The organism is Demequina iriomotensis (genome assembly GCF_000971395.1).
GTDB lineage: Bacteria > Actinomycetota > Actinomycetes > Actinomycetales > Demequinaceae > Demequina > Demequina iriomotensis.
Map to the genome: position 1 here is coordinate 95,294 of NZ_BBME01000013.1, position 26,507 is coordinate 121,800.

At 72.1% G+C, this 26,507-nt stretch carries 30 protein-coding genes; 11 read left to right on the forward strand and 19 right to left on the reverse strand.

The features are described from left to right. Window positions 1-43: 43 nt before the first annotated feature. The gene (locus tag AOM09_RS15360; protein WP_169747633.1) at window positions 44-574 is read right to left on the reverse strand and encodes a MarR family winged helix-turn-helix transcriptional regulator; all 531 of its coding nucleotides are present in this window, start codon (window positions 572-574) and stop codon (window positions 44-46) included. A gap of 108 nt (window positions 575-682) precedes the next feature. On the opposite strand from AOM09_RS15360, the gene AOM09_RS15365 reads away from it, so the two are divergent. From AOM09_RS15365 to AOM09_RS15200, 10 genes are all read left to right on the forward strand, one after another. Beyond that, complete coding sequence (locus AOM09_RS15365; protein ID WP_169747634.1) at window positions 683-832, forward strand: hypothetical protein; 150 nt, start codon at window positions 683-685, stop codon at window positions 830-832. Window positions 833-853: 21 nt separating this feature from the next. Further along, a complete protein-coding gene (locus AOM09_RS08380) occupies window positions 854-1,498 on the forward strand; it encodes a CDP-alcohol phosphatidyltransferase family protein (RefSeq protein WP_062386757.1) in 645 nt (214 codons plus the stop codon). Window positions 1,499-1,528: 30 nt separating this feature from the next. After that, window positions 1,529-1,951 (forward strand): FHA domain-containing protein, encoded by a 423-nt coding sequence (locus tag AOM09_RS08385; protein ID WP_062386760.1) that lies wholly within the window; start codon window positions 1,529-1,531, stop codon window positions 1,949-1,951. Window positions 1,952-1,954: 3 nt separating this feature from the next. Then, the gene (gene ftsR / locus AOM09_RS08390) at window positions 1,955-2,695 is read left to right on the forward strand and encodes a transcriptional regulator FtsR (RefSeq protein WP_062386763.1); all 741 of its coding nucleotides are present in this window, start codon (window positions 1,955-1,957) and stop codon (window positions 2,693-2,695) included. 90 nt (window positions 2,696-2,785) lie between these two features. Further along, complete coding sequence (locus tag AOM09_RS08395; RefSeq protein ID WP_062386766.1) at window positions 2,786-3,358, forward strand: MerR family transcriptional regulator; 573 nt, start codon at window positions 2,786-2,788, stop codon at window positions 3,356-3,358. A gap of 124 nt (window positions 3,359-3,482) precedes the next feature. Then, window positions 3,483-6,890 (forward strand): pyruvate carboxylase, encoded by a 3,408-nt coding sequence (locus AOM09_RS08400; protein ID WP_062386768.1) that lies wholly within the window; start codon window positions 3,483-3,485, stop codon window positions 6,888-6,890. A gap of 4 nt (window positions 6,891-6,894) precedes the next feature. After that, entirely contained in the window at window positions 6,895-7,470 is a 576-nt protein-coding gene (locus AOM09_RS08405; protein ID WP_062386771.1) for a flavodoxin domain-containing protein, read from the forward strand. Between the two features lie 77 nt (window positions 7,471-7,547). Next, complete coding sequence (locus AOM09_RS08410; protein WP_062387022.1) at window positions 7,548-7,868, forward strand: ArsR/SmtB family transcription factor; 321 nt, start codon at window positions 7,548-7,550, stop codon at window positions 7,866-7,868. Beyond that, window positions 7,865-8,551 (forward strand): aquaporin, encoded by a 687-nt coding sequence (locus AOM09_RS08415; protein ID WP_062386774.1) that lies wholly within the window; start codon window positions 7,865-7,867, stop codon window positions 8,549-8,551. The genes AOM09_RS08410 and AOM09_RS08415 overlap by 4 nt, the downstream gene beginning before the upstream one ends. Before the next feature lie 122 nt (window positions 8,552-8,673). Beyond that, window positions 8,674-8,826 (forward strand): hypothetical protein, encoded by a 153-nt coding sequence (locus tag AOM09_RS15200; RefSeq protein ID WP_156162302.1) that lies wholly within the window; start codon window positions 8,674-8,676, stop codon window positions 8,824-8,826. A gap of 21 nt (window positions 8,827-8,847) precedes the next feature. On the opposite strand, the gene AOM09_RS08420 is transcribed toward AOM09_RS15200, so the two are convergent. The 4 genes from AOM09_RS08420 to AOM09_RS08435 all read right to left on the reverse strand — a co-directional run bounded on the left by AOM09_RS08420 (window position 8,848) and on the right by AOM09_RS08435 (window position 12,449). Beyond that, a complete protein-coding gene (locus tag AOM09_RS08420) occupies window positions 8,848-9,252 on the reverse strand; it encodes a hypothetical protein (protein WP_156162303.1) in 405 nt (134 codons plus the stop codon). A 96-nt stretch (window positions 9,253-9,348) separates the two neighbouring features. Beyond that, the gene (locus AOM09_RS08425; RefSeq protein WP_062386779.1) at window positions 9,349-9,912 is read right to left on the reverse strand and encodes a hypothetical protein; all 564 of its coding nucleotides are present in this window, start codon (window positions 9,910-9,912) and stop codon (window positions 9,349-9,351) included. 35 nt (window positions 9,913-9,947) lie between these two features. Beyond that, window positions 9,948-10,649 (reverse strand): N-formylglutamate amidohydrolase, encoded by a 702-nt coding sequence (locus tag AOM09_RS08430; protein WP_062386782.1) that lies wholly within the window; start codon window positions 10,647-10,649, stop codon window positions 9,948-9,950. A gap of 456 nt (window positions 10,650-11,105) precedes the next feature. Beyond that, window positions 11,106-12,449, reverse strand: a complete 1,344-nt coding sequence (locus tag AOM09_RS08435) for an RICIN domain-containing protein (protein WP_169747635.1) — start codon at window positions 12,447-12,449, stop codon at window positions 11,106-11,108. A 391-nt stretch (window positions 12,450-12,840) separates the two neighbouring features. On the opposite strand from AOM09_RS08435, the gene AOM09_RS08440 reads away from it, so the two are divergent. Then, window positions 12,841-13,173 (forward strand): RNA polymerase-binding protein RbpA, encoded by a 333-nt coding sequence (locus tag AOM09_RS08440; protein WP_062386788.1) that lies wholly within the window; start codon window positions 12,841-12,843, stop codon window positions 13,171-13,173. 43 nt (window positions 13,174-13,216) lie between these two features. On the opposite strand, the gene AOM09_RS08445 is transcribed toward AOM09_RS08440, so the two are convergent. Genes AOM09_RS08445 through ribD form a run of 14 tightly spaced genes read right to left on the reverse strand, consistent with a single transcriptional unit; the run spans window position 13,217 to window position 26,506 of the window. After that, complete coding sequence (locus AOM09_RS08445; protein WP_062387025.1) at window positions 13,217-13,960, reverse strand: polyprenol monophosphomannose synthase; 744 nt, start codon at window positions 13,958-13,960, stop codon at window positions 13,217-13,219. Further along, the gene (lnt, locus tag AOM09_RS08450) at window positions 13,954-15,486 is read right to left on the reverse strand and encodes an apolipoprotein N-acyltransferase (RefSeq protein WP_062386791.1); all 1,533 of its coding nucleotides are present in this window, start codon (window positions 15,484-15,486) and stop codon (window positions 13,954-13,956) included. Before lnt ends, AOM09_RS08445 begins: the two co-directional genes overlap by 7 nt. Window positions 15,487-15,514: 28 nt before the next feature. Continuing rightward, window positions 15,515-18,259, reverse strand: a complete 2,745-nt coding sequence (locus AOM09_RS08455) for a DEAD/DEAH box helicase (RefSeq protein WP_062386793.1) — start codon at window positions 18,257-18,259, stop codon at window positions 15,515-15,517. A 9-nt stretch (window positions 18,260-18,268) separates the two neighbouring features. Continuing rightward, window positions 18,269-19,198, reverse strand: a complete 930-nt coding sequence (locus AOM09_RS08460; protein ID WP_062386796.1) for a diacylglycerol/lipid kinase family protein — start codon at window positions 19,196-19,198, stop codon at window positions 18,269-18,271. Then, window positions 19,195-19,923, reverse strand: coding sequence for a twin-arginine translocase subunit TatC (gene tatC, locus AOM09_RS08465; protein ID WP_062386799.1), 729 nt, complete (start codon window positions 19,921-19,923; stop codon window positions 19,195-19,197). The genes AOM09_RS08460 and tatC overlap by 4 nt, the downstream gene beginning before the upstream one ends. Window positions 19,924-19,951: 28 nt before the next feature. After that, a complete protein-coding gene (gene tatA / locus AOM09_RS08470) occupies window positions 19,952-20,158 on the reverse strand; it encodes a twin-arginine translocase TatA/TatE family subunit (RefSeq protein ID WP_062386802.1) in 207 nt (68 codons plus the stop codon). Between the two features lie 36 nt (window positions 20,159-20,194). Continuing rightward, window positions 20,195-21,103: a helix-turn-helix transcriptional regulator gene (locus AOM09_RS08475; RefSeq protein ID WP_062386804.1), complete on the reverse strand. Its 909-nt coding sequence runs from the start codon at window positions 21,101-21,103 to the stop codon at window positions 20,195-20,197. Further along, window positions 21,096-22,073, reverse strand: coding sequence for a helix-turn-helix transcriptional regulator (locus AOM09_RS08480; protein WP_062386806.1), 978 nt, complete (start codon window positions 22,071-22,073; stop codon window positions 21,096-21,098). Before AOM09_RS08480 ends, AOM09_RS08475 begins: the two co-directional genes overlap by 8 nt. Then, a complete protein-coding gene (gene hisG / locus AOM09_RS08485) occupies window positions 22,073-22,915 on the reverse strand; it encodes an ATP phosphoribosyltransferase (RefSeq protein ID WP_062386808.1) in 843 nt (280 codons plus the stop codon). The genes AOM09_RS08480 and hisG overlap by 1 nt, the downstream gene beginning before the upstream one ends. Before the next feature lie 8 nt (window positions 22,916-22,923). Next, window positions 22,924-23,187 (reverse strand): phosphoribosyl-ATP diphosphatase, encoded by a 264-nt coding sequence (locus tag AOM09_RS08490; protein WP_062386811.1) that lies wholly within the window; start codon window positions 23,185-23,187, stop codon window positions 22,924-22,926. A gap of 36 nt (window positions 23,188-23,223) precedes the next feature. Then, window positions 23,224-23,688, reverse strand: coding sequence for a 6,7-dimethyl-8-ribityllumazine synthase (gene ribH, locus AOM09_RS08495; protein ID WP_062386813.1), 465 nt, complete (start codon window positions 23,686-23,688; stop codon window positions 23,224-23,226). After that, the gene (gene ribA, locus AOM09_RS08500; RefSeq protein ID WP_174452918.1) at window positions 23,685-24,926 is read right to left on the reverse strand and encodes a GTP cyclohydrolase II; all 1,242 of its coding nucleotides are present in this window, start codon (window positions 24,924-24,926) and stop codon (window positions 23,685-23,687) included. Before ribA ends, ribH begins: the two co-directional genes overlap by 4 nt. Next, a complete protein-coding gene (locus AOM09_RS08505; RefSeq protein WP_062386816.1) occupies window positions 24,923-25,513 on the reverse strand; it encodes a riboflavin synthase in 591 nt (196 codons plus the stop codon). The genes ribA and AOM09_RS08505 overlap by 4 nt, the downstream gene beginning before the upstream one ends. Further along, window positions 25,514-26,506, reverse strand: coding sequence for a bifunctional diaminohydroxyphosphoribosylaminopyrimidine deaminase/5-amino-6-(5-phosphoribosylamino)uracil reductase RibD (ribD, locus tag AOM09_RS08510; RefSeq protein ID WP_062386818.1), 993 nt, complete (start codon window positions 26,504-26,506; stop codon window positions 25,514-25,516). It lies immediately after the preceding gene. Between the last annotated feature and the right edge of the window lies 1 nt (window position 26,507).

Sequence of the window (26,507 nt, forward strand, 5' to 3'; positions counted from 1 at the left end):
CCAGCCTAGGGTCTGACGGTCCGGCGCCCGCGCGACGCGCGGGTCACCTCGGGCCCGCGGCGCCCTCGACGGCGCGGAGCCCCAGGTCGGCCCCGAGCCGGTCGATCTCCACGCGGCATGCGGTCGCGGGCGAGGCGTCGAGGATGCGCAGCGCCGCCTTGCCCACCGAGGCCGCCTCGTCTCCCGGGAGCACGTCGACCAGCGCCTCCTTCACGTGCGCCGCGAACACCGGGAGCGCGCGGATGAGCGCCTCGCGGCCCGCCTCATCGGTCTCGACCCACGTCCCACGCAGGTCCTCCGCGCACGTGACCCGGCGCACGAGCCCGCGGGCCTCCATGCGGGCGACGTGATGCGAGATGCGGGACTTCTCCCACCCGAGCATCTCGCCGAGCGAGCCCGCGCGCAGCCGTCCCTCGGGCGCCTCGTCGAGCGCCATGAGGATGTCGAGGTCGGGCACGGACACCCCGACGGCCGCCTGGAGCCGCTGCTCGAGCCCCGCGACGAGCCTCCGCCCCATGAGCGTGAGGGCGCGCCACAGCGCCGACTCGGCGCGGGGGAGCTCGGCGGGATTCACGGAACCCATGGTAGTGGGGGGAGCGCGGCGCCCACCAGGTCCTCGGTCGCGCGTCGGCGACCGCAGGAGCCTAGGCTGGAGACGACCCTCACCGCCTGGAGGTGCACGATGAACGACGAGAACGTCACGGACACGCGCCACTACAAGTTCGAGCAGATCAAGGCCAAGGAGCTCGCCCGCGGGGCGAGCGAGGACGAGGCCACGCGGATCGCCGCCGCGACGGTCGACAAGGTGAGGGAGCAGGAGTCCTCCTCCTGACCTGCCTCTAGACTGGCGCGCGTGGAAGCGATCGAGCACCCTCACACCGGGCCCATCCATCCCGTGCCCGCCACGGCGATCTGGACGGTTCCCAATGCGATCAGCGCCGTCCGCCTGGTGCTCATCGCCGTGTTCGGCACGCTGCTGGGCGCCGAGCGCGACGCGTGGGCGATCGTGGCGCTCGCCGCCGCGGGTATCACCGACTTCCTCGACGGCTTCCTCGCGCGGCGCTGGGGCCAGGTCACGCGGCTCGGCAGGCTCCTCGACCCCGCGGCAGACCGGCTGCTCACGGTCGCGGTGGTGCTCGGCCTCGCGTTCCGGGACATCATCCCGTGGTGGCTCGTCGCGGTGCTGCTCGCGCGCGACGTCATGGTGGGCGTCGGGCTGCTCATCGCGCACCACCACCACGTCGAGTCGCCGCAGGTCACCTTCGTGGGAAAGACGGCGACCGCGATGCTCTACGTGTTCCTCCCGCTCGCCTACGTGGGCGTCGTGGCCTTCGGCGACACCCCGGCGGTGCATGCGGTCGCGATCGTCGGCGCGGCGGCCGCCGCGGTGCTGTACTGGTACTCGGGCATCGGCTACATCCGCGATCTGCGAGCGCGGACGCCGCAGCGCGCCGGGCGTGGCGAGGTTAGGCACGACGGCGACACGGGCCTAGGATGAGGGGCGACCGCCCGAGCCGAAGGAGGCGTCATGACGTATGACGAGAGCCCCGCAGAGCGCACGATGTCGCTCGACTCGGCTGCCGCCACCGACGAGGGCGCGCCGCAGCCGCCCAGCCAGCAGGACAACGCCGCGATCGACGCGCTCGGGCCGGACCACGCGTTGCTGATCGTCCACCACGGGCCCAACCTCGGCGCGCGCTTCCTGCTCGACGTCGACGTGACGACGGTGGGGCGCTCCGTCAGCTCCGACATCTTCCTCGACGACGTCACGGTGAGCCGCGAGCACGCGCAGTTCATCCGCGACGGGCACGCGTTCTACGTGCGCGACCACGGCTCGCTCAACGGCACGTACGTCAATCGCGAGAACGTCTCCGAGCGCAGGCTCGAGGCCGGCGACGAGGTGCAGATCGGCAAGTACCGGCTCACCTTCCACCCCGGCGCCCAGGCCTGACGGATGGCACAGGCCGCCCGCCGCCCCTCGCCTCTCCCCGCCGGCTCGCAGCCGGTCGCCGCGCCGGCCTCGCCGCTGGTCGGGACCTGGCCGCATGCGCTCTCGCACGAGCCGATGCTGCGCGTGAGCGACGTCCTCGGGCTCGTCCAGCGCCAGTTCCCGACGCTCACGCCGTCGAAGCTCCGGTTCCTCGACTCCCATGGCCTCGTCAGCCCGCAGCGCACCCCCTCGGGCTACCGGCAGTACTCGCCGGCGGACGTCGAGCGGCTGCGCTTCGTGCTGCGCCAGCAGCGCGACCACTACCGCCCGCTCACCGTCATCCGGGAGCAGCTCGACGCGCTCGACGCCGGACGGCTGCACGAGCCGGTGACGCTCGCCGAGATCGGCGAGGCGCCCGACGACTACCTGACCGCGGCGCAGGTGGCCGTCCGCGGCGGCGTGTCGGGCGAGACGCTGGCCGAGCTCGAGCAGGCGGGCATCGTCGCGCCCTCCGTGCCCGGCGGGTACGCGGCGGAGGTGCTTCCCATCGTGGTGGCCGCAGCGGCGTACCTGCGTGCAGGAGGAGACGTCCGCGCGTTGCGCACGCTGGTCCTCGCCGCGCGCCGCGAGTCGGATCGCGCCGAGGCGCACGCGGCGCCGTTGCGCCGTCGTTCCGGGGGAGAGGCCGAGGCGGCCGCGCACGAGTTCGGCGAGGCGTCGATCGCCGCGTTCTCCGCCGTCGTGAGGCACCAGGTGGGAGGATAGGGACGACGTCGCGCGACACGACCCCACGGTCGTTGACCCGACCCCCTGTCAGCCCTAACGTTTGACTGAAGGTTGAACCTAGGAGGATTGATGACCGACGAGCCCGGCCAGCGCATGCCTCAACGGTTCGATCAGGGCACCCTGTTCGACGACGGGCTGCCGGCGCTGGACGAGAACGCCGGGTATCGCGGCCCCACCGCCTGCAAGGCCGCCGGCATCACCTACCGCCAGCTCGACTACTGGGCCCGTACGGGGCTGGTCGAGCCGACCGTGCGATCGGCCACCGGCTCGGGCACTCAGCGCCTCTACGGCTTCCGCGACATCCTGGTCCTGCGCGTCGTCAAGCGGCTGCTCGACTCGGGCGTCTCCCTCCAGCAGATCCGCACCGCCGTCGAGCACCTGCGCGAGCGCGGCGTCGAGGACCTGTCCCGCATCACGCTGATGTCGGACGGCGCCTCCGTCTACGAATGCACGTCGGACGACGAGGTCATCGACCTCGTGCAGGGCGGGCAGGGCGTCTTCGGCATCGCGCTGGGCAAGGTGTGGCGCGAGCTCGAGGGTTCGCTCTCCGCGCTTCCCGCCGACCGAGCGGACGATGCGGTGCGCGCCCCGGACATGGACGAGCTCGCCGCTCGCCGCGCCCGCCGCAGCCAGGCCGGCTGACCCCTCTCCGCGCATCGTCCGGGGCCTCCCGGCGCTCGCGCGCGCCCGCATCTCACCAGGTGGACGGCTGCTGACCCGCACCCGCAAAACCTGGCAGGATGTCCCCAACGACGAAGGGAAGCAGATGTTCGCCAAAGTCCTCGTGGCCAACCGTGCAGAGATCGCCGTCCGGGCCTTCCGCGCCGCAGTAGAGAACGGCGCCGCCACGGTCGCGGTGTTCCCCTACGAGGACCGGATGTCCGAGCACCGCGTCAAGGCCGACGAGTCCTATCAGATCGGCGAGGAGGGCCACCCGGTCAAGGCCTACCTGGACATCGAGGCGATCCTCGCCGTCGCGAAGCAGGCCGGCGCCGACGCCGTCTACCCGGGCTACGGCTTCCTCTCGGAGAACGTCGACTTCGCACGCCGATGCGCCGAGGAGGGCGTCACCTTCGTCGGACCGCCGCCGGAGGTGCTCGCCAAGGCCGGAGACAAGGTCGCGGCGCTCAAGGCCGCTCGCGAGGCGGGCGTCCCCGTGCTGGACTCCTCCGAGCCGTCGCGCGACGTCGACTTCCTCGTCGGCGAGGCGGACCGCATCGGCTACCCGGTGTTCGTCAAGGCCGTCGCGGGCGGCGGCGGGCGCGGCATGCGCCGCGTCGAGCGCCGCGAGGACCTCGTCGAGCTGCTCGAGGCGGCGATGCGCGAGGCGGAGAACGCGTTCGGCGACTCCACCGTGTTCCTCGAGCAGGCCGTGCTGGGCCCGCGCCACATCGAGGTGCAGATCCTCGCCGACGCATCAGGCAACGTGGTCCACCTGTACGAGCGCGACTGCTCGTTGCAGCGCCGCCACCAGAAGGTCGTGGAGATCGCGCCCGCACCCGCGCTCGACCCGGCCATCCGCGACGCGCTGTGCGCCGACGCGGTGAAGTTCGCGCAGAGCCTGGGGTACGTCAACGCCGGCACGGTCGAGTTCCTGCTCGCCACCGAGGGCGAGCGCGCCGGCCAGCACGTGTTCATCGAGATGAACCCGCGCATCCAGGTCGAGCACACCGTGACCGAGGAGGTCACGGGGATCGACCTCGTGAGCTCTCAGCTGCGCATCGCGTCGGGGGAGTCCCTCGACGACATGGGGATCCGCCAGGAGGACATCCGCGTCAGCGGCTTCGCGATCCAGACGCGCATCACCACCGAGGACCCGGCCAACGGCTTCCTGCCCGACACGGGCCGCATCGTCGCCTACCGCTCGCCGGGCGGCGCCGGCATCCGTCTCGACGGCGCCACCGGCATGGCGGGCAACGTCATCACGGGCCACTTCGACTCGATGCTCGTCAAGCTGACCTGCCGCGGCCAGGACTTCGCGACCGCGAGCCGCCGCGCGCTGCGCGCGCTCGCCGAGTTCCGCATCCGGGGCGTCACGTCGAACATCCAATTCCTCCGTGCGGTGCTGTCCAACCCGGAGTTCCAGGCCGGCGGCGTCACCACGGCGTTCATCGAGAAGCACCCCGAGCTGCTGTCGGTGGCGACCACGCCCGACCGGTCGACCAAGCTCCTCGCGTTCCTGGGCCACACGACGGTGAACCGTCCGTTCGGCGAGCACGCGGAGCTGTTCGTACGCCCCGCCGACAAGCTTCCCGCGATCGACCTCGCGGTGGAGCCGAGCCCCGGCTCGCGCCAGCGGCTCCTCGAGCTGGGTCCCGAGGGCTTCGCCAAGGCGCTGCGCGAGCAGAACCACCTCGCGGTGACCGAGACGACGATGCGGGACGCACACCAGTCGCTGCTCGCCACGCGCGTCCGCACCTACGATCTGCTCGCGGCCGCCGGTCACGTGTCGCGCATGACGCCCGAGCTGCTCTCCGTCGAGTGCTGGGGCGGCGCGACCTACGACGTCGCGATGCGCTTCCTCTCGGAGGATCCCTGGATCCGCCTCGAGGACCTCCGCCGCAAGATGCCCAACATCGCGCTGCAGATGCTGCTGCGCGGGCGCAACACGGTCGGCTACACGCCGTATCCCGACGAGGTCGCCGTGGCGTTCGTCGAGGAGGCCGCGGCCACCGGCATCGACATCTTCCGCATCTTCGACGCGCTCAACGACGTCGAGCAGATGCGCCCGGCGATCGAGGCCGTGCGCGGCACCGGCACGGCGGTCGCTGAGGCGACGCTGTGCTACACGGGCAACATGATCTCGCCGAGCGAGTCGCTGTACACGCTCGACTACTACCTGCGCCTCGCGGAGCAGCTGGTCGAGGCCGGCGCGCACATGCTCGCGATCAAGGACATGGCGGGCCTGCTGCGGCCTGCCGCCGCCTACATGCTGGTGTCGGCGCTGCGCGAGCGCTTCGACCTGCCGGTGCACCTCCACACGCACGACACCGCAGGCGGGCAGATCGGCACGCTGCTGGCCGCCGCGGAGGCGGGCGTCGACGCGGTCGACGTCGCCAACGCCGCGATGGCGGGCACCACCTCGCAGCCGCCCATGTCCGCGCTCATCGCGGCGCTCGAGCACACCACGCGCGACACGGGGATCTCCCTGGCGGCCGCGCAGGATCTCGAGCCGTACTGGGAGTCGGTCCGCCGCCTCTACGCGCCGTTCGAGTCGGGCCTGCCGGGCCCGTCGGGGCGCGTCTACCACCACGAGATCCCTGGCGGTCAGCTGTCGAACCTGCGCCAGCAGGCGATCTCGCTGGGCCTCGCGGACAAGTTCGAGGCGATCGAGGACATGTACGCGGCCGCGAACCGCATCCTCGGCAACCTCGTCAAGGTGACGCCGTCGTCCAAGGTGGTCGGCGACCTCGCGCTGCACCTGGTCGCCAACGACGCGGACCCGGCCGACTTCGAGGAGAACCCCGACAAGTACGACCTCCCGGACTCGGTCATCGGCTTCCTCGCCGGCGAGCTCGGCGACCCGCCGGGCGGCTGGCCGGAGCCGTTCCGCACCAAGGCGCTGCAGGGTCGCACCGTGGAGCGCAAGATCGCCGAGCTGACGGACGAGGACCGCGACCTGCTCGCGCAGGAGGGCGAACCGCGCCGCCGTCGCCTCAACCACCTGCTGTTCCCCGGGCCCGCCAAGGAGTTCGACCAGGCGATCGAGGACTACGGCGACATCTCCGTGATCGACACCTTCCACTACCTGTACGGGCTCACGCCCGGCTCGGGTGAGGAGGCCGTCATCGAGCTGCACCGCGGCGTCAAGATCATCGCGGGCATCGAGGCCGTGGGCGAGCCCGACTCGCACGGCGAGCGCACCGTGATCTTCAACTTCAACGGTTCCATCCGTCCGATCCAGGTGCGTGACCTCACCGCGAAGGTGGATGTGGTCCAGCGCGAGAAGGCCGATGCGTCCCGCCCCGGCCACATCGCCTCGCCCTTCACCGGCCTGGTGACGGCCCGTGTGAGCGAAGGCGACCAGGTCGAGGCCGGGCAGACGGTGGCCGTCATCGAGGCGATGAAGATGGAGTCCTCCATCACGTCGCCCGTCGCGGGCACCGTGTCGCGGGTGGTCATCGCGACCTCCCAGTCGCTCGAGGGCGGCGACCTGGTCCTCGTGGTCGAATAGGACCGTGGTCGGGGACCATCGTCCCGTCGCGGCGGCGCCGCGCCACGGGACGATGGTGCCGTTCACCCCGGAGGAGGTCACCATGAAGGTGCTGGTAGCGGTCGGATCGAAGTACGGAGCCACGCGCGAGGTCGCGCAGCGCATCGCGGAGGACATCGAGGGCCACGGCTTCGAGGTGGACCTTCAGGACGCGTGCGACGTCCAGGGCATCCACTACTACGAAGCGGTCATCCTCGGCTCCGCCGTCTACGGCGGCCTCTGGCGGCGAGACGCCTCCTATCTGGTCAAGGAGCACCTGGCCGAGCTCAAGGACAAGGACGTGTGGCTCTTCTCCGTGGGCATGGAGACCGTGGTGGAGCCGGGTCAGCCCCTCGACGAGGCGGACGGCTTCGCGAAGGACATCGGCGCCCACGACCACGCCCGCTTCCCGGGCGCGCTCGACTGGGACAAGCTCAACGTGGGGGAGAAGGCGCTGATCAAGGTGCTCAACCCGCCCAAGGGCGACTTCCGCGACTTCTCCGCGGTCCGTGACTGGGCCGAGGAGGTGGCGGCGCAGCTCGAGGCGATCGCGGAGGGCTGACCCGCGCCGCGCCGGATGAGGGGATATCGACAGCCATCGATATCCCCTAGCATCGAGGCGTGATCCCGCTCTCCGACATGAACGCCGCGTGCGGCCTGCCGCTGGTGAAGGAGCCACGGTCCGCCGACGACGCGGTCGATCTTGCCCGGCGCCTCAAGGCGCTCGCCGACCCGACTCGCCTGCTGCTCCTGTCCCTCGTGGCGTCGTCTCGCGGGGGAGAGGCCTGCGTGTGCGACCTCACCGAGCCCGTCGGCCTCGCCCAGCCGACCGTGTCCCACCACCTCAAGGTGCTGACGGACGCGGGACTCCTCGCGCGCGACCAGCGCGGCGCCTGGGCCTACTTCGCGGTGGTGCCGGGCGCGCTCGACGCGATCGCCGCGCGGCTGGTGGAGGCGTGAGCCGGTCCACGCTGCGCGCGCTGGCCGCGGAGCTGGTCGGCACCGCGCTGCTCGTCACCGTCGTGGTCGGCTCGGGCATCGCGGCGCAGCAGCTGTCGCCGGGGGACGTGGGCCTTCAGCTTCTCGAGAACGCGATCGCCACGGCGCTCGGGCTCACCGTGCTGATCCTCATGCTCGGCCCGGTGTCGGGCGCGCACTTCAACCCGGTGGTGACCGCCGCCGACTGGTTGCTCGCGCGCCGCACAGGCCACGGGCCCGGTGTCCGGCGCGCGGGCGCGTACGTGCTCGCGCAGACCGTCGGAGCCGTCATGGGCGCCGTCCTCGCCAACGTCATGTTCGAGGTGGGCACGGAGATCTCCACCACCGACCGCGCGACGGGCGGGCACCTCGTCGGCGAGGTGGTCGCCACCACGTTCCTGGTGGTGCTCATCTTCAGCCTCGCGCGCAGCGGGCGCGGAGCGCTCGCCGCCCCCGCGGTCGGCGCCTACATCGGCGCCGCCTACTGGTTCACCAGCTCGACCTCGTTCGCGAACCCGGCGGTCACCGTCGGGCGTGTGTTCTCGGACACCTTCGCGGGCATCGCGCCGGGATCGGTGGCGCCGTTCATCGCGGCACAGCTGGTCGGACTCGGCATCGCCGTGGTCCTCACGCTCGCGTTCTACCCGCAGCCGAAGGACGCCTGAGACACGCCTCACACGCGCTTGGGCGCCACGGGGGCGGGGTCATATCCTGGGAGCAGGTCCCCGCCTGGCAGCGAGGCCGATGCGATCCATCGACCCTCGCAGAACGACTCAACGGAGAGTTCATGTTCACCGTCGCACTGGCGTCCGCCTCCACCCTCGGCACCGCCTCCGGCTCCTTCGAGCCCGGCTTCTACCTCATGATCGCGCTCGTGCTGGGCGGCCTCGCCGGCACCATCACCGTCGCGTGGCAGAACCACCACCGCCGGCACCGCTGATCGGTGGTCGCGGGCGCCGCGTCACGCGGTCGCGAGGCCCCGAAGCCTGCGGGTCAGCGCCGCCTCCGCGACGGCGCGCACCAACGCGCACCTGTCCTCGGCGAGCCGCTCGAGCGTCGTCAGGTCGAGCCGTGGGTGCCGCGCGGCCACCAGCCGGACCTCGTCCGCGAGGTGCGACGCCAGCAGGCGCACCACGCCGACCGGCAGTGCCGGGTTCTCGCCGAGCATCTCGCACGTGGGCGCATCGGCGAAGCGGGCGGCCTCGAGCATCGCCCGCGGGGACAGCGCCGGGTGACGCACGGCCGCATGACGGACCCGCGGGTCTGAGTCGCGCGACAGTCGTGCCAGGTCCTCGGGCGGCGCGTCGACCGCACACGCCGCGAGGGCGCGCAGCACAGGGGAGGGGACGGTCTCGTCGAGCGGCATGGACAGCATCGTACGAACGGGAGGCATCGGACGCGAGGGACCTCCGCACTAGGCACGCAGTGTCATGGGGCCTGGTAGGGGTGAGCTTGGCTCCCGTCACCCACGGCAGGCCTCGAACGCGGCGCGTGTGACGTCCACGTGGAGACGAGCATGACCCGCGTACTCGTGCGCCTCGTCGGGGTCGTCGCTCTCGAGCGTGAGGGTGGCCCAACCGACCACCCGCTGCGGATGCGAGGGGAGCGCCGGGAAGGTGTTGGAGGTCGGCGACCAGGCATCGATCGCCTCGGTGGCCTCCTGCCAGCGCGCCCGCGGATCGACCCACGATCCGCCGAGCACGTCACGGTCGACGCAGGCGTTGACGGCAGGCTCGGCGATGCCGGGGGAGCCGTCGAGCCCGGGGAGCAGGCCCTCGCTCGCCTCGCCGGCGAGGGTGCCATCGCCGTCGGCGTCACCGTAGAGAGGGCCGGCCGGTCCGACCACAAGGTTGCGGGCACGCTCGGCGGCCTCGTGGGCCGCAGCGAGGGACGATGCGGCGGACCAGTCGTCGACGGCGGCGTCGACCGCGTCGAGACGTGCCGAGACGTCGGTCGGGACCGTGGGCGTCGGGCCCGAGCATCCGGCGAGCACGGCGCCCACGAGGATCACGAGCGGGAGGCGCATGACCTCACGGTAGCGATGCCGAGTGCGGTGGCGGATCAGGCGGCCTCGCGGATGCGCTCGTCGACGGCGGTCAGGGCCTGGGCCAGCGCGGACACCGCGGGCGCCGCAGCCTCGTCACGAGGGCTGCGCCACCGCGCAGCCACCTCGATCTGCAGCCCCGCGAGTCCCAGGTGGCGCTGCGCGAGGCTGGTCACGGTGTAGTGGGGTCGCGCGTCGAACGGGGCGTCCACCGCGACCTCGAACGGCTCGAGCTCCGTGCGCAGGATCTCGACCGCGAGCTCCTCGAGTGCGCCCGGCCGGGGTCCGGTGCCGAGGCAGAAGTCGGGACCGTGGTGGTCGCCCATGCCGTGGATGTCGATGAGCATCCGCGCGGGCTCGCGCAGGTCCCGCAGGTGCCGCGTGAACTCGTCGTCGCGCTCGTCCCAGGTGTCCCACTCCGCACGCGCCCCCGCCGAGACCACCGTCGACACATTGGCGACCTCGCCGGCGAGGAGCGTGAGCGAGCCGGTGTGGAGGTCGGCCTGCTTCATCGCGCCCGCACGGTAGTGCGGCGTGCCATGCGGAGCGGTGAGGACCACCGCGCTGGCACGGTCGACCAGCAACGCGCCGTCGCCGTGCGGGAGCTGCGCCCGCGCCGACGTGAACCTCGCGGCATGCTCGCGCCAGCGGGACGACAGCTCGACCACGTCATCGGCGGCCCCGGTCGGGACGTTCGGTGCGTCGACTTCACAGGTCATCGCGGGTTCCTCCAGCCTTCTCAGGGTGGTGCGCACGGATGCGCCGGTGGGACGATCATACCGGCGCATCTCATATACCAGGCATAACGCCACGATACGGCGTGGCGGGTGCGGGGGAGCGGTGCCCCCTGCAGATATGACACACCTGGTAGATATGCCCTTGGGCGGGCATCGGGACGTCCATGCGGGCGCGACGCCTCGCCGCGCGTCATCCGCTGTCGCCCGACGGATCCGCCATGCGAGGCATGTGCGACGTCGCCGCCCGGCGCGACGTCATCGCGGCCCGACTCGGCGTGACCCGCGATCCGCGCAGGCATGCCGTGACGGATCAGCGTGCCGTTCGCATCGTCCATCCGACCGCCGCGCCCGAGGCGCCGGAAGGGAAGGCCCCTTCCGGCGCCTCACGACGACGGAATGACATAATGCGCATTATCGGCGTTATACGGAGGTGGCGGATCAGCCCCGCCAGTACCCGACCAGCTGCATCCCGGACACCGGGTACGGCGACACCCGCGCCGTTTCGAAGTAGCCGCGCGTGTGGTTGTTCTGATCGTAGAGCCGGCCCTCGTACCAGATACCCACGTGACCCAGCGCGCCCGCGGTGCGCGACCTGAACACCGCGATGTCGCCCGTCCTCAGGCCCGCCGCGGACTTGGTCGCGTGCCACGTCAGGCCGCGGCGCGTCAGCTTGCCCGCGCCGTCGCCGCCGCCCGGCACATAGTCGCCGAGGTTGTCGACCTCGATGCCGTAGACCTTGGCCATGAAGTTCTCGGTGAGCCCGTGGCAGATGCCGCGGTACTTGCCGCCGGGTGCGGCGATCGACGCCCCGTAGGTGGCGCGGTAGTAGTTCGTCACCGAGTTGACATAAGTCGATGCCGTGCCGGCGCTGTCGAGGTTGAACCACTGACCCTTCTTGCCGCAGCTCGCGACGGTGAGCCTCGCCGTGCCGCTCTTGGGCACGGTGAGGCACAGGCGCGGATTCGACATGGGCCGCAGCGTGACGTCGCCGGTGCCCGGCACCTTGCGCACCAGCCACCGCTGGCTGTCGAGGCCGCGCCACTTCTTGGTGACCACCCCGGCGCCCGCGTCGGAGGCGCTGGCGCCACCCCTGACCGTGACCACCTGGGAGCGGCTGGTCGCGCTGACGATGCGGTAGTTGCCGAACACGTCGCGGACGAACCGGAACTTCTGCGTGCTCGCACCCGTCGCGCGCAGCGGCCTCACCGAGACCCCGTCTCTCGCCTTCGACGCCTTGATCGCGACGTGCGCGCCCGTCCGCTTAGCCGTGATCTGCTGCCAGGAGGACGTCGACACGTTGACATTCGAGTTGAGCAACGGGCACTTGTTCGTGACGGGGCGGTTGCTGCCCGTGTCGAGGTGGACGTCGGCGACGAAGAAGCCGTCGGACACCCGGTACCAGAGCTTGCTGAACCCGCCCGCGATGTTCGCGCTCCCTCGCCCGAAGGCCTCGCCGCCGTAGCGGTAGCACACCAGCGTGATCCTGCTGCCGGCGGCATACGTGCCACGCTGCGTCGCGGCGGTCGAGGTGCGCGCCATGCGTGGCGCGGTCTCCATCACGCGGGCGGTCCGGGCGGAGGCCGTGCCGCTCGCGGCATGCGGTGAACCGCCCAGATCGTAGGCCGCGGTGCTCGCGGGCGCGAGCATCACGGTGAGGACGGCGGCGAGCATCGTCGCGACGGCCGCTCTCGCGACCCCGGTGGCCATGAGCAGGTCGGCTCCGCCGTCCTTCTCAAGGCCCTTGCTATCGACGCGCATCCTGCGCGTATTCCACATGGGCATGGCCCGGAGCATAAAGCCGAATTCGCCATGCATGGAGGGGCGGATAATCCGGGCGCGTCGCGCGCCGATAACCTAATTGGAGTGGTTAATACCAGGTGTGTTAGGGGTTTCGACGCCAAATCTCCGCGAATATGGGCCACCGCGCTATGGTGATCGTCACATCGCCTCAGTCGGCGCTTCGACCCGAATTCATGCGTGAATACAGCCGCGAGCGTGTGAAATGTCTCGATGCCTTGAATATCTCGCTTTCCTGCCGAAGCATGCACATGCCTGGGCTGGCCCCGGAGCGCGCGCCTCTCCCCTGCTTTCGCCGCGACATCAGGAACAACGGTGCAATAGCGTTCGTTAGGGACCGTGTGCAGGTCATCCCGCCTGCCGGAAGGAGAACGCCATGGCCGATCGCGCGCTTCGAGGAATGCGGCTGGGAACCCAGTCGATGGAGTCGATCCACCACGCCGAGCTCGCCGAGCGCGTCGAGGTGCACTACGACTGCCCCAACGGGCACGTCCTCGCGATGCCCTTCTCCGTCGAGGCCGATGTGCCGCTGTCGTGGGAGTGCCACTGCGGCGCGCTCGCGCTGCTGCGCGACGGCGACCGTCCCGAGCAGAAGGACGTGAAGCCTCAGCGCACCCACTGGGACATGCTGCTCGAGCGTCGCACCATCCCCGAGCTCGAGGAGCTGCTCGAGGAGCGCCTCGAGGTGCTTCGCGCCAGCCGTCGCTGACCTACCCGACCGACCAAGGGCTCCGTGGATGCGGAGCCCTTCGTCATGCCCGGCGCCGCAGCAGCGACGCCGCCTGCCGCACGCGATGCGCGATGCCCCAGAGCGTCACCTTCACCAGCGCCTCGCGGATGATCGCGCCGGACATCTTCGACTGGCCGGCCGCACGCTCGACGAACGTGATGGGCACCTCGACCACGGTGCCGCCCGCGCGCAGGATCCGCCACACCATGTCCACCTGGAAGCAGTAGCCCTGCGACTCGACCTCCGACAGGCCCAGCCCACGCAGGGCCGCCGCGCGGTACACGCGGAAGCCGGCGGTCGCGTCGCGCACGGCGATCCCGAGGGCGAGCCGCACATACGTGTTCGCACCGGTCGACAGCACCCGGCGATGGCGAGGCCAGTTGACCACCTCTCCCCCGGCGACCCACCGCGAACCGATCACCAGGTCGGCATCGCCCGCGCGGGCGAGCAGCGCGGGCAGGTCCTGGGCACGATGCGATCCGTCCGCGTCCATCTCGCACAGCAGCTCGTAGCCGCGGTCGAGGCCCCACGCGAAGCCCGCGAGGTATGCGGCGCCCAGGCCCTCCTTCGCGGTCCGGCGCAGCACGTGGACCCGCGGGTCCCGACCGGCACGCTCCTGGGCCCAGTCCCCCGTGCCGTCCGGCGATCCGTCGTCGACCACGAGCACCTCGACCTCGGGAGCGGCGTCGAGCACGGCATCGAGCTGCCGCGGCAGCGAGTCCCGCTCGTTGTAGGTCGGGATGATGACGAGCGTCCGGGTCACCAGTCGTACCTCCCCGCGACGCGCCGGCCTGCCGCGACGAGCGCGATCGCCGCGGGCCCGATCAATAGCGCCCAGCCGAGGGCCCAACCGATCCTCACCGCGGGCGTGAGCTCGGTCCGCAGCCCGACGCGCTCCACCATGGACGCGGCGTCGAACAGCTCGGTCTCGTCCACGATCCGCCCGCTGGGGTCGATCACCGCGCTCACGCCCACGGTCGAGATCTGCACGGTCCACCGCCCGGTCTCGATGGCGCGGATGCGCGACATCTGCAGCTGCTGCGTGCTCTCGGCGGTGCGTCCGAAGGTGGCGTTGTTGGTCGGCACCACCAGGAGCTCGGCGCCCTTCGCGATCGCGTCGCGCACGATCGAGTCGTAGGCGACCTCGAAGCAGATCGGCGTCGCGATCCGCACGCTGCGGTCGAGCGAGGCGACGGGGATCTCCACCGTCGCGGCGCCGCTGCCGGCGAGCATGTCGGTCACCTGGTCGACGATCGGCGCGACCTGCCGCGCGATGCTCCGCAGCGGCACGTACTCGGCGAAGGGTGCGGGGCGCTGCTTCGAGTAGGTGTCGACGATCTGCGCGTCCGCGTCGTACGCGAGCATGGTGTTGTAGCGGCCGTCCACCGGCGTGTAGTCGACCGTGCCCAGCAGGAGCGGGGCGCCCGTCGCCGCGATCGCCTCCTCCACCGCGGTCTGCGTGGCCGCGTCGACGCGCGGATCGATGTCGGAGGCGTTCTCGGGCCACACCACCAGGTCCACGGGATCGTCCGCCGTCGCCTCCGCGAGCACCAGGGTCTCCGCGAGATGGTTCGCGGTGACCTCCCGAGCCTGCGAGAAGGAGTCGAGGCCGCGGTCCGGGACGTTCCCCTGGACGGCGCCCACGCGCATCGTGCCCGACTGCGCCTGGTTGTCGAGCGGCACCAGGTAGCCCACGCCGAGCAGCGCGATGGCGAGCACCGGCGCGAAGGCGGCCGTCACGGCATGACGCGTCCGCGCCGACTGCCAGGCCAGGCCCAGCAGGGCACCCGCGAGCACGATGGCGAGGCTCACGAGCGGCACGCCGCCCAGCCATGCGAGCCGCGCGACCGGGGCGTCGACCAGGGCGTAGCCGATGCGCGCCCACGGGAAGCCTCCGAACGGCACCATGCCGCGCAGCTGCTCCGCCCCCACCCACAGCAGCGCGAACACCGGGGCGAGCGCCCACCGATGCGCCTCGAGGATGCCGGACCTGCGCACGTGCGCCCAGGCCGCACCGACGAGGCCCCACGCGAGGCCCTCGGCCACGCTGAGCGCGATCCATGGGATGGGCCCGACCGCGTAGTTCGCCCACCACAGGTGAGGGAGCAGGAAGACGACGCCGTACGCCCAGCCGAGCGCGAGACCCGACCAGGCCGTGGCCCGCTCGAGCGCCCACCACAGCAGGCCGACGGACACGGGCGCGAGGTACCACCAGCCGGTGTCCGGGAACGCGAGGTTGAGACCGGCCCCTGCGACCACGGCGAGCAGGAGGTTCCTCAGTCCGGTCAGCACCAGGCAAGCCTAAGGGCGACGCGATGCCTCAGTACGCCACCACGCCCCTGCGGATCGTCTTGATGGCGCTGACCGCCGCCGCCCTGACCGACGCGCTCGGCGCGACGTCCGCGATCTGGTCGAGCGCATCGATCACCTGCTTGCACCAGCGCACCATGTCGCCCGGCGCGATCTCCGATCCCTTGAGGACCACGTCGAGCCCCTTGCCCTGCGTCCAGCCGTGGATCGGGCCCACGATGCCCCAATGGGGCGCGGGAAGGTCGGGCAGACCCTTCGCCTTCTGCAGGTCGTCGACCGTCGACCACAGGCGCACGGTGTCCTTGAGGGCGCGCCCGAGCACGCCGGAGGGCCCGCCCGGCACGTGCGGCGCCCGCGCCTCGTCCTCGCGACGCCCCTGGTACAGCAGCGTCGACACGGCCGCGGCGAGCGCCGCGGGGTGGAGGCCCTCCCAGGCGCCCGTCCGCAGCGCCTCCGCGATGACGATGTCGTTCTCCGCGTAGAGGCGGCGCATCATGTCGCCCGCACGCGTGAGCTCCGGCACGCCCTCCGTCCGCTCGACGTAGCCGAGCTCCTCGAGGATCGCGAGCCTGCGGTCGAACACCTTGGCGATCGAGCCGGTCGCGCGCTCGATCTCGCCGACCACGCGGTCCTTGTCGCGCAGGGTGCGGTGGTAGCGCTCCGCCCACCGGGCGTGAGCCTCGCGGTCGGGGCACTGGTGGCAGGGGTGCTCGCGCATCGCGCGCCGCACCTCGAGCTCCGCGGCCTCGCCCGCCGTCGCCTCGGGAGGCCGCCGCTTCGCACGCCTCAGCTCGAATCCGCCCCGCGCCTCGTCCATCACCTGCGCGAGCTCGCGCCGGCTGCGCGCGTTGCGTGCGTCGAAGCGCCGCGGGATCCGCACGGTCCCGACGGTCTCGAGCCCGTGGTGGAGCTCGGAGATGGCGAGGCGGTGGACACGGGCGTGCTCGGTCACCACGAGCGGGCGCGGCGCCACCGGGTCGTCGTCCGGCTGGACCACGGTCGCGAGGCCGGCACGTCGCCCGCCGCCCACGCGCACCACGTCGCCTCGCTGCAGCGCGGCGAGGGACGATGCGGTGGCCTCCTGGCGGGCGCGCGAGGCGACCTTGGACGCCTGCTTCTGCAGCCGGCCCAGCCGTTCCCGCAGCGCCGCGTACGCCATGAAGTCGCCGCGGTCGCATTCGGCCGCCTTGGCGTAGCCCGCGAGGGTCGACTCGAGCTCGCGCGCCTTGCGCGCCTTGCCCACCACGGACTGATCCGCCTGGTACTGCGCGAACGACATCTCGAGGACCTCGCGCGCGCGTTCGAGGCCCAGCTGCGCGAGCAGGTTGATCGCCATGTTGTACGTCGGCTGGAAGGAGCTGAGCAGCGGATAGGTGCGTCGCGAGGCGAGCCGGCCCAGCTGGGTGGCGTCGAAGCCGGGATGCTCGACCACCACGGCGTGCCCCTCGACGTCGATGCCTCGCCGCCCCGCGCGGCCCGTGAGCTGGGTGTACTCCCCCGCCGTGAGGTCCTTGTGGCCCTGGCCGTCCCACTTCACCAGCTTCTCGAGGACCACCGACCGGGCGGGCATGTTGATTCCGAGCGCAAGGGTCTCGGTCGCGTACACGACCTTGATGAGGCCCGCCGCGAACAGCTCCTCCACCACCTCCTTGAACAGCGGGATCATCCCGGCGTGGTGCGCCGCGATGCCCGCCTCGAGGCGGTCCCGCCAGTGCGGGTAGCCGAGCGCGCTCAGGTCCTCGGGAGGGAGCGCGCCGCAGCGGCGCTCGACCACATCCGCGATCCGGCGGCGCTCCGCCTCGGTGGTGAGGCTCATGCCGGCGGCGCGCACCTGGTCGGCGGCGTCCTCGCAGCCCGCGCGGGAGAAGATGAAGACGATCGCGGGCAGCAGGGCCTGCCGGTCGAGCACGTCGACCACGGCGAAGCGCGGCGGCGACCGGCGGGCGGCGGGACGGCGCTGGCCCCTCGTCGGGTGGGCGCCGGCGCGCGGGCCGCGCCGGTCGTCGAAGCGCGCGCGCTTGGCGACCGCCTCGAACTCGGGGTTGAGCCGCGGCGCCAGTCCCGGATCCTGCGGGTCGACGCCCGGGGCGTACAGGTCGTAGATCCCCTCGCGCAGCAGCACGTGCGGCCACAGCGGCACGGGACGATGCTCGGAGACCACCACGGCCGTGTCGCCGCGGACCTCGCGCAGCCACGCGCCGAACTCCTCCGCGTTGGACACGGTTGCCGACAGCGCGACGATGGACGTGCGCTCGGGCAGGTGGATGATGACCTCCTCCCACACCGAGCCGCGGAACCGGTCCGCGAGGTAGTGGACCTCGTCCAGCACCACCACGCCGAGCCGGTCGATGGTGCTCGATCCCGCGTAGATCATGTTGCGGAGCACCTCGGTGGTCATCACCACGATGTCGGCGTCCGGGTTGATGGTGGTGTCCCCCGTCAGCAGGCCCACGTTCGCGGGTCCGTAGGCGCGCTCGAGGTCGTGGAACTTCTGGTTGGACAGCGCCTTGATGGGCGTCGTGTAGAACGCCTTCTCCCCGCGGCGGAAGGCGTGGCGGACCGCGTACTCCCCCACGAGGGTCTTGCCCGCGCCGGTGGGCGCCGCGACCAGCACCGACCGCCCCTCGGCGACGGCCTCGGAGGCCTCGCGCTGGAAAGGGTCGAGGGGGAACGCCAGCTCGCCCTCGAACTCGGTGAGGTCGGCGTGGCGCGTGCGGGCACGCGCCGCCGCATAGCGCTCGGCGGGGCTGGTCATGCCGTCAGGCTACTGTGCGCGGCCGCCCAGGACGGCGACCGCTCCGGGCACCGCGGTGACGGTCACGGGCGTCGCGCCCACGAGCTCTCCGTCGGCGAACGCCGCCGGCAGCGGCGCGCCCGAGGCGTCCGCGACGATGCTCACCGAGTCGACCTGCTCGATCCGCACCAGAGGGTCGGTGACGTGGCTGCCGTCCTTGAGCTTCGCGAACAGCCGCGCGATGTCGCGCTTGGACATCGCCTCCGCCGTGACCAGCTCGAGGCGCCCGTCCGTCACGCGCGACTCGGGCGAGATCACGAGCCCGCCGCCGAACACGCGGGCGTTGGCCACCGCGACGAGCGTGCAGGTCTGGGTCCGCTCGCGACCGTCCGCCGTGAGGCGGACGCCGTAGGGACGGAAGCGCGGGACCTCGCGCAGCGTCGCGACCTTGTACTTGAGGGGCCCGCGCGGGAACGAGATGCCGCGCGCGAACGAGGCGACGGCGGCGTCGAGGCCCGCGGACAGCACCGCCCCGAAGTAGCGGGGTCGCCCGGGTTCCTCGATCGCGGCGCCGTCGACCTTCCCGACGTCCATGGCGACGGTCTCGCCACGCAGCCCCGCCTCGATGCGCGCGACGGAGGCGGCGATGTCGTGGCGCGGCAGCCCCATGGCCGCCGCGATGTCGTCTCCCGAGCCCGCCGCGACGATGCCGAGGGGCAGGCGGTGCTCGGCGCACACCTGGAGACCCAGGTGCGCCATGCCGTCGCCGCCCACCACGACGAGCGCGTCGAGGCTGTCACGATGCGCCATGCCAGCCTCGTACGAGGCCGCCCAGGATCCGCGCGAGAGGTCGATCAGGTGGTGACCGCCGGCGGCGAGCGCGGCCTTGGCCTCGGCTCCCCGTCGCACTCCCCGACCCGACCCCGATGTCGGATTGGTGATGATCCCGATGGTTCTCAAGCAGCCCTCCGTCGCACCGCCCTGTCACGCAGCAGGCACACGCCCACCGCACCGAAGTACAGCATCACCATCGGCACGGCCATCACCATCATGGTGACGGCGTCCGGGGTGGGGGTCAGCACCGCGGCGGCGAGGCAGATGAGGAACACCGCCCAGCGCCAGCCGCGCAGCCAGGTCTGCGCCTGCACGATGCCGACCCACGTCACGGCCACCATGATGACCGGGAACACGAAGGCGAGCCCGAACGCGAGGATCAGCCTCATCGCGAACGTGAGGAACGTCTGCGCGTCGAGCAGGTTCGCCGCCCCCTCCGGCGTGAAGGAGATGAGGATCTCGACCGCACGGGGCAGCACCCACCACGCGACCGCGACTCCGCTGAAGAACAGCGGGATCGCGCTGCCGAGGAAGGCGAAGGTGTAGCGCTTCTCGCGCTGGTGCAGGCCCGGGGCGACGAACGCCCACAGCTGATAGAGCCACCACGGCGCCGACAGCACGATGCCCAGCACCACCGACACCTTGATCTGCATGTCGAGGGCGCTCGCGACGCCGCTGAAGTTCACCGTGACCAACGAGTCGTCACGCTCGGCGATCGACACGATCGGGTCCAGCAGCGACTCGAAGATCGCCGGGTACAGCAGCCAGCCGCCGACCATGCCGACGATGATGCCGACCGCGGACAGGATGAGCCGCTTGCGGAACTCGCGCAGATGGTCGGCCAGCGACATCCGCGCCTCCGGGTTGCCCCGGCGCGCGCTACTTCTCGCTGTCACGCGGATCGTCCGCGGGCGTCGCCGCGGGCTTGCTCTCCGTCTCGCCGCCGGTCTCCTGCGAGTCCGTCTTCGTCTCGTCCCTGAGGATCCTCATCGACTGGCCGAGCGAGCGCGCGAGCTGCGGGAGCTTGGGCGCGCCGAAGAGCAGCAGCACGATCAGCAGGATGATCAGGATCTCTTGGTAACGCATGCGCGCGGGCTCCTTCGGGGATGACTGACGGTCAGTCTAGCGCTGGACGTCGAGCACGGCCGTCGCCTGACGCCGCAGCGCGTCGGCGAGCCGACGCGGCTCCACCGAGCGCAGGTGAGGCGCGACCGAGAGCAGCCGACCGGCCGCCCAGGCCGGGTCGACCACGTCGAACGTCGCCACCACCGCATCGTCCGCGTCCTCGATCGCGACCCCCGGCATGTCCTCGATCGCGAAGCGACCGGCACGGCCGACCACGACGGTCGCGCGGAACGCGGGCGTGAGCGAGAAGCCCGCCGTGTCGGTGGGCGGGTGCTCGATCGCACCCTCGAGCACCGTCGCCGTCGCGATGCGGTCGAGCCGCAGCACCCGGTAGTCCTGCGCGCGCCTGCAGAAGCACTCGAGGTACGCGTGACCGTCGATCACCACGAGCCGGTGCGGGTCCACCACGCGCGTCGACCTGCGGTCGAGCGCGTCGACGTACTCAAGCTCGACGCGCCGGTAGCGACGGATCGCTTCCAGCAGGGGCTCGCGGATCTCGTCTCCGATGTGATCCTCACCGACCACGGTGACCGGCTCCTCGAGCGCCTCCCTCAGCTTCGCCAGCACCTGGGCGCCCGCCTCGGGCAGCGCTCCGGCGGCGCCCATCGTCGACAGCGCGCCCACCACGGCGACCGCCTCGCGCGGCGAGAGCCGCACCTGGGTGAGGGCGTCGTTGAGGGTGAGCGACGCGATGTCCTCGTCGTACAGCTCGGGCGAGAAGTCGATGGGCGCCCACGAGTCGCCCGGCTCCGAGGCCACCCACAGCGCGTTGATGTCGCCGCGCACCTGCGCGACCGACACCCCGAAGTGCTCGGCCAGCTCGGCGAACGGCGTATCGCCGTGGCGCTCGACGTACGTGAGGATGCCGAGCATCCGCACCAGCCGGTCCGTCGCCTGCTCAGGCACTCTCCACCTCCAGCGCCGCGCTCGCGGCCTTCACCACCGCATCGGCCAGCGCCTTGGGGGCGACGATGCGCGCCCCGCCTGCGAGTGCCAGCACCTCGGCGACCAGCGCGTCGCCGTGGGCGTACGTGACGTCGTACAGCTCCCAGCCGTCGTCGACCCCGGCGGCGTCGCCGCGCCGACGCAGGGCGTGCCCGGACTCGGGGCGCAGCGCCACACGAGCCTCGTGCAGGTCCTCGCTCTCGGCGAGCGCGCCGAGCGGGATGTCCGCGGGCACGGTGAACGCGCCCGGGGCGCCGACGGTGCGCACCGCGCCGCCGATGCGCTGGACCCGGAAGGTGCGCGGCGCCTCGCGGTCGCGGTCGAAGCCGATGACGTAGGCGACCCCCGCGCGGAGCACCACGCGCCACGGGTCGACGGTGCGCGTGCCGGCGCCGGAGCTCACCGACGAGTACTCGAAGCGCACCGTCTGGCGGTCCGCGACCGCCTCGACCAGCACGCCGAAGGCCTCGCTGGACACCGCGGGCAGGGCCGCGAAGGGCAGCTCGACGCGCGGACCGTGCTCGGCCGAGGACGCGAGCTTCATGACGGCCTGGTGGGCGTCGCCGCCCAGCACGGCGCCGCGCCAGTAGTCCGCCGCGATCGACACGACCGCGAGCTCCGCGGCCGTGAGGTCCAGGGCGGGCATCGCCGCCTCGGCGGGACGGATGCGGTAGCCGATCTCATCGCCGTGGACGGGATCCTCGACGGTCTCGATGGGCACGCCGAGCTCGCGCAGCTCCTTCTTGTCACGCTCGAACATCCGCTCGAAGCTCGCCTCGGCCTTGGCGCGGTCCTCGTCGGAAGCGCCGTACGGCAGCGGGTCGTAGCCCTCGATGGTGTCGCGGATCTGGTCGCGCGTGAGGCGGTGCCGGGTGCTGGACAGGCCGATGATGAGGTTGAGCAGGCGCTGGGACTTCCCGACGCCCGCCATCAGACCCTGACCGCGAGCAGCTCGGTGGTGAGGATCGCGCGCGCGCCCACGGCGTACAGCGCGTCCATGATGTGGTTCATCTCCTTGCGCGGGATCATCACGCGGACGGCGTGCCAATCCGACCCGTGCAGGGGCGTCACGGTCGGCGCCTCGAAGCCGGGGCTCACGGCGATGGCCTGGTCCAGCCTGTCCGCCGGCACGTCGTAGTCCACGAGCACGAACTTGCGCGCCGTCAGCACGCCGCGCAGGCGGCCCGTGAGGATCGCGATGTCATCGACGGGCGCGTCCTGGGCACGGACGAGGATCGCCTCGGAGCTGAGGATCGGCTCGCCGAAGATCTCGAGGCCCGCGGCCCGCAGCGTGGTGCCCGTCGACACGACGTCCGCGACCACATCGGCGACGCCGAGGCGCACCGAGGACTCGACGGCGCCGTCGAGGCGGACGACGCTCGCCGTGACGCCGTGCGAGCGCAGGTGCTCGTCCACGAGGCGCGGATACGACGTCGCGACGCGCTTGCCGTCGACGTCCGCGATCGACGCGGCGACCCCGGGCTCGGCCGCGTAGCGGAAGGTCGAGCCGCCGAAGCCGAGCTCGAGGTGCTCGACCGCGTCCGCCCCCGAGTCGATGAGCAGGTCGCGGCCGGTGATGCCGGCGTGGACCGTGCCGGCGCCGACGTACACCGCGACGTCGCGGGGGCGCAGGAAGAAGAACTCGACGTTGTTGCGCTCGTCCACGAGCACCAGCTCGCGGGGGTCGCGGCGCTGCTGGTACCCGGCCTCCTTGAGGAGCTGCACGGCGGGCTCGGACAGGGAGCCCTTGTTGGGCACGGCGATGCGGAGCACTTCTCTCCCTAGAGGTTCTTGTAGACGTCGTCGAGCGAGAGGCCCTTGGCGACCATCATCACCTGGGCCCAGTACAGCAGCTGCGAGATCTCCTCCGCGGCCTCCTCGGGCGTCTGGTGCTCGCACGCCATCCAGGACTCCGCGGCCTCCTCAACCAGCTTCTTGCCGATCGCATGGACGCCCTTGTCGAGCATCGCGACGGTGCTCGAACCCTCGGGGCGCTCCACGGCGCGGCGCTGCAACTCCTCGAACAGGCTGTCGAACGTCTTCACGCGAGCCAGCCTATCGGCTCGCGTGGCACCAGCAGGTCAGAGGCCGCGGATCACCAGCGCGGTCGCGAGGGCCGCCTCGACGGCCTCGGCGCCCTTGTCCTCGCTCGAGCCCGGCAGGCCGGCGCGGTCGAGCGCCTGCGCGTCGTCATCCGTGGTGAGGATCCCGAACCCGACGGGCGTCGCGTGGACGCGCGCCACGTCGGTGAGCCCGCGCGTGACGGCGTCGCACACGTACTCGAAGTGCGGCGTGCCGCCGCGGATCACGACGCCGAGGCACGCGATGGCGTCTACGCCCGTGCGGGCCAGCGCCTCCGCGACCACAGGCAGCTCGAACGCGCCCGGAACGCGGGTCACGCGGTAGGACGCGCCGGCGGCCTCCGCGGCGCGGATCGCGCCGGCGACCAGCCCGTCCATGACCGCGGTGTGCCACTGGCTCGCGACGATCTCGACGGTCATCCCGCTCGCGTCGACCGCGACGGTCGGTGCTCCTGCTCCGCTCATGCGTTGTCTCCCCACAGGTGTCCCATCCGCTCGATCTTGGTGCGGATGTAGGTCTCGTTCTCCGGATGCGCCCCCACGCGGTGCGGGATGCGCTCGATGCAGTCGATGCCGGACGCGCGCAGGCCCTCGACCTTGGCCGGGTTGTTGGTCAGCAGGCGGATCCGCGTCAGGCCCAGATCATGCAGGATCGACGCGGCGGCGCCGTACTCCCGACGGTCCACGGGCAGGCCCAGGTGGGTGTTGGCGTCGACCGTGTCGAAGCCCTGGTCCTGGAGCGCGTACGCCTGCACCTTCGCCGCGATGCCGATGCCGCGGCCCTCGTGGCCGCGCAGGTACACCACCGCGCCGCCGTCCTCGACGATGCGCGCGATCGCGGCGTCCAGCTGCGGGCCGCAGTCGCAGCGCAGCGAGCCGAACGCGTCGCCGGTGAGGCACTCCGAGTGGATCCGCACGTACGGCACGGTGCCGTCCTTCGCCGGCACCACGAGCGCGACGTGCTCGTCGCCGGTGCGGGCGTCGCGGTACGCGTGGACCGTCACCTCGCCGTGCCGGGTGGGCAGGCGCGCCTCGCCCTGGTGCAGCACGCGCTCGGGGCGCGGCGCGATCGGCGGCGCGAGGTCGCCCACCGCGCGCCGGTACTCGATGAGGTCCTGGATGGTGAGGAACGTCAGCCCCTCGCGCTCGGCGAGCGCGGACGCATCGCCCTGGCGCATCATCGTGCCGTCGTCGTTCACCATCTCGCCGATGACGCCGACGGGCTCGAGGCCCGCCAGGCGGGCGAGGTCGACGCACGCCTCGGTGTGGCCGGGACGATGCAGGACGCCCCCGGGCACGGCGCGCAGCGGAAGCACGTGGCCGGGACGGATGAGGTCCTCGGGGGTCGCGTCGGGGTTCGCAAGCACCGTGAGCGTCGCGGTGCGGTCCGCGGCCGAGATGCCGGTGGTGACGCCAACGGCCGCGTCCACGGAGACCGTGTACGCGGTGCGGCGCGGGTCTTGGCTCGACGGCACCATGAGCGGCAGGTTGAGCGCGTCCGCCCGCTCGGTCGGCATCGGCGCGCACAGGTAGCCGCTCGAGTGGCGGATGCCCCACGCGATCCAGTCCACGGTCGCGGTCTGCGCGGCCATGATGAAGTCGGCCTCGTCCTCGCGGTCGCGCGAGTCCGACACGAGCACGGGCTTGCCGTCGCGCATGTCGGCGAGGGCGCGCTCGACCAGCGCGATCACGTCGACGCTCATGCGTGCGCCGCCACGAGCTTCTCGACGTACTTGGCGACCACGTCGACCTCGACGTTCGCGCGGTCGCCCACGGCGATCGCGCCGAAGGTGGTCTCCGCGAGCGTCGTCGGGATGAGCGAGACGGTGACCCGCGCCTCGTCGATCTCCGCGACGGTGAGCGACACGCCGCCGAGCGCGATCGAGCCCTTGCGGACCACGTAGCGGGTGAGCTCGGCCGGGATCTCGAACGTGAGGTCGGTCCACTCGGGCTGGGAGTCGCGCGCGACGAGCGTCGCGACGCCGTCCACGTGGCCCTGCATGATGTGGCCGCCCAGGCGACCGCCCGCGGGCGTGGCGCGCTCGAGGTTGACGCGGTCACCCGCGGTCAGGTCGCCCAGCGCCGTGGTCTCGAGCGTGACGCGCATGACGTCCGCGGTCCACGTGCTGCCCTCGTGGGAGGCGACGGTGAGGCACACGCCCTGGACGGCGATGGACTCGCCGTGGACAAGATCGGTGAGGCCGGGGGCCTCGATGGTGAGCCGTGAGGTCGCCTCGGTGCCGGTCACGGAGGTGACGGTGCCGAGGGACTCGACGATGCCGGTGAACATCTACTGCGGTCCTCTCTGGAAGAAGGCGGTGACAAGCGTATCGACGCCCAGGGCGGTCGCCGTCACGTCCCGCCCCCTCAACGCCCCGCTCATCGTGGCGATTCCCAGGTCTCCCACGGCGTTCGTGCCGGAGCCCAGGATCGCGGGTGCGATGTACGCGTGGACCTCGTCGACGAGCCCCGCACGCAGGAACGCGCTGGTGATGGTGCCGCCCCCCTCGACCACCACGGTACGCACCTCGCGCGCGGCGAGCGCGGCGAGGGCGTCGCGGGGATCGTGGGAGCGCACGGCGATCGCGTCCTCGTCCCGCCACACCTTCGCGCCGAAGGTGTCGCGCAGGCCCATGACGGCACGCAGCGGCTGATGCGGGTCCTCGACGTGCGGCGGACGCGCCGACAGCGACGGGTCGTCGGTCAGGACGGTGCCGGTGCCGACCAGGATCGCGTCGACCTCGGCGCGGACGCCATGCGCGTGCGCGCGGGCCTCCTCGCCGGTGACCCAGAAGCTGGTGCCGTCCGCGGCCGCGGTGCGCCCGTCGAGCGTCTGAGCCCACTTGGCGATCACCCACGGACGTCCGCGCTCGACCGCGCCGAGCCAGCGTCGGTTGAGCGCCGCCGCGGCGTCGAGCGGGGCGTGGGCCGCGTCGATGCCGCGGGCCCGGAGGACCTCTCCCCCGCCGGCGGCCTGAGGGTTGGGATCGGCGACCGCGTAGCGCACCGCGCCGATGCGGGCGGCGGCGAGCGCCTCGGTGCACGGCCCGGTGCGGCCCGTGTGGGAGCACGGCTCGAGCGTCACGTAGGCCGTCGCGCCGGCGACGTCGTTGCCCCGCTCACGCGCATCGGTCAGCGCGGCGGGCTCGGCGTGCGGCGTGCCGGCGCCGCGGTGCCAGCCCTCGCCCAGCACCGCGCCGTCGGCGCCCACGATCACGCAGCCGACCCGCGGGTTCGGGCCCCAGGCCGGACCGTTCGCGGCGAGCTCGACGGCTCGCATCATG

Bases quoted from the DNA above. Each gene is read 5' to 3' on its own strand.
- AOM09_RS15365 (WP_169747634.1), top strand. From the start codon at position 683: ATGAACGACGAGAACGTCACGGACACGCGCCACTACAAGTTCGAGCAG.
- AOM09_RS08385 (WP_062386760.1), top strand. From the start codon at position 1,529: ATGACGTATGACGAGAGCCCCGCAGAGCGCACGATGTCGCTCGACTCG.
- ftsR (WP_062386763.1), top strand. From the start codon at position 1,955: ATGGCACAGGCCGCCCGCCGCCCCTCGCCTCTCCCCGCCGGCTCGCAG.
- AOM09_RS08395 (WP_062386766.1), top strand. From the start codon at position 2,786: ATGACCGACGAGCCCGGCCAGCGCATGCCTCAACGGTTCGATCAGGGC.
- AOM09_RS08400 (WP_062386768.1), top strand. From the start codon at position 3,483: ATGTTCGCCAAAGTCCTCGTGGCCAACCGTGCAGAGATCGCCGTCCGG.
- AOM09_RS08410 (WP_062387022.1), top strand. From the start codon at position 7,548: ATGAACGCCGCGTGCGGCCTGCCGCTGGTGAAGGAGCCACGGTCCGCC.
- AOM09_RS15200 (WP_156162302.1), top strand. From the start codon at position 8,674: ATGTTCACCGTCGCACTGGCGTCCGCCTCCACCCTCGGCACCGCCTCC.
- AOM09_RS08420 (WP_156162303.1), bottom strand. From the start codon at position 9,252: ATGCCGCTCGACGAGACCGTCCCCTCCCCTGTGCTGCGCGCCCTCGCG.
- AOM09_RS08425 (WP_062386779.1), bottom strand. From the start codon at position 9,912: ATGCGCCTCCCGCTCGTGATCCTCGTGGGCGCCGTGCTCGCCGGATGC.
- AOM09_RS08430 (WP_062386782.1), bottom strand. From the start codon at position 10,649: ATGACCTGTGAAGTCGACGCACCGAACGTCCCGACCGGGGCCGCCGAT.
- AOM09_RS08435 (WP_169747635.1), bottom strand. From the start codon at position 12,449: ATGCCCATGTGGAATACGCGCAGGATGCGCGTCGATAGCAAGGGCCTT.
- AOM09_RS08440 (WP_062386788.1), top strand. From the start codon at position 12,841: ATGGCCGATCGCGCGCTTCGAGGAATGCGGCTGGGAACCCAGTCGATG.
- AOM09_RS08455 (WP_062386793.1), bottom strand. From the start codon at position 18,259: ATGACCAGCCCCGCCGAGCGCTATGCGGCGGCGCGTGCCCGCACGCGC.
- tatC (WP_062386799.1), bottom strand. From the start codon at position 19,923: ATGTCGCTGGCCGACCATCTGCGCGAGTTCCGCAAGCGGCTCATCCTG.
- tatA (WP_062386802.1), bottom strand. From the start codon at position 20,158: ATGCGTTACCAAGAGATCCTGATCATCCTGCTGATCGTGCTGCTGCTC.
- AOM09_RS08480 (WP_062386806.1), bottom strand. From the start codon at position 22,073: ATGGCGGGCGTCGGGAAGTCCCAGCGCCTGCTCAACCTCATCATCGGC.
- ribH (WP_062386813.1), bottom strand. From the start codon at position 23,688: ATGAGCGGAGCAGGAGCACCGACCGTCGCGGTCGACGCGAGCGGGATG.
- ribA (WP_174452918.1), bottom strand. From the start codon at position 24,926: ATGAGCGTCGACGTGATCGCGCTGGTCGAGCGCGCCCTCGCCGACATG.
- AOM09_RS08505 (WP_062386816.1), bottom strand. From the start codon at position 25,513: ATGTTCACCGGCATCGTCGAGTCCCTCGGCACCGTCACCTCCGTGACC.
- ribD (WP_062386818.1), bottom strand. From the start codon at position 26,506: ATGATGCGAGCCGTCGAGCTCGCCGCGAACGGTCCGGCCTGGGGCCCG.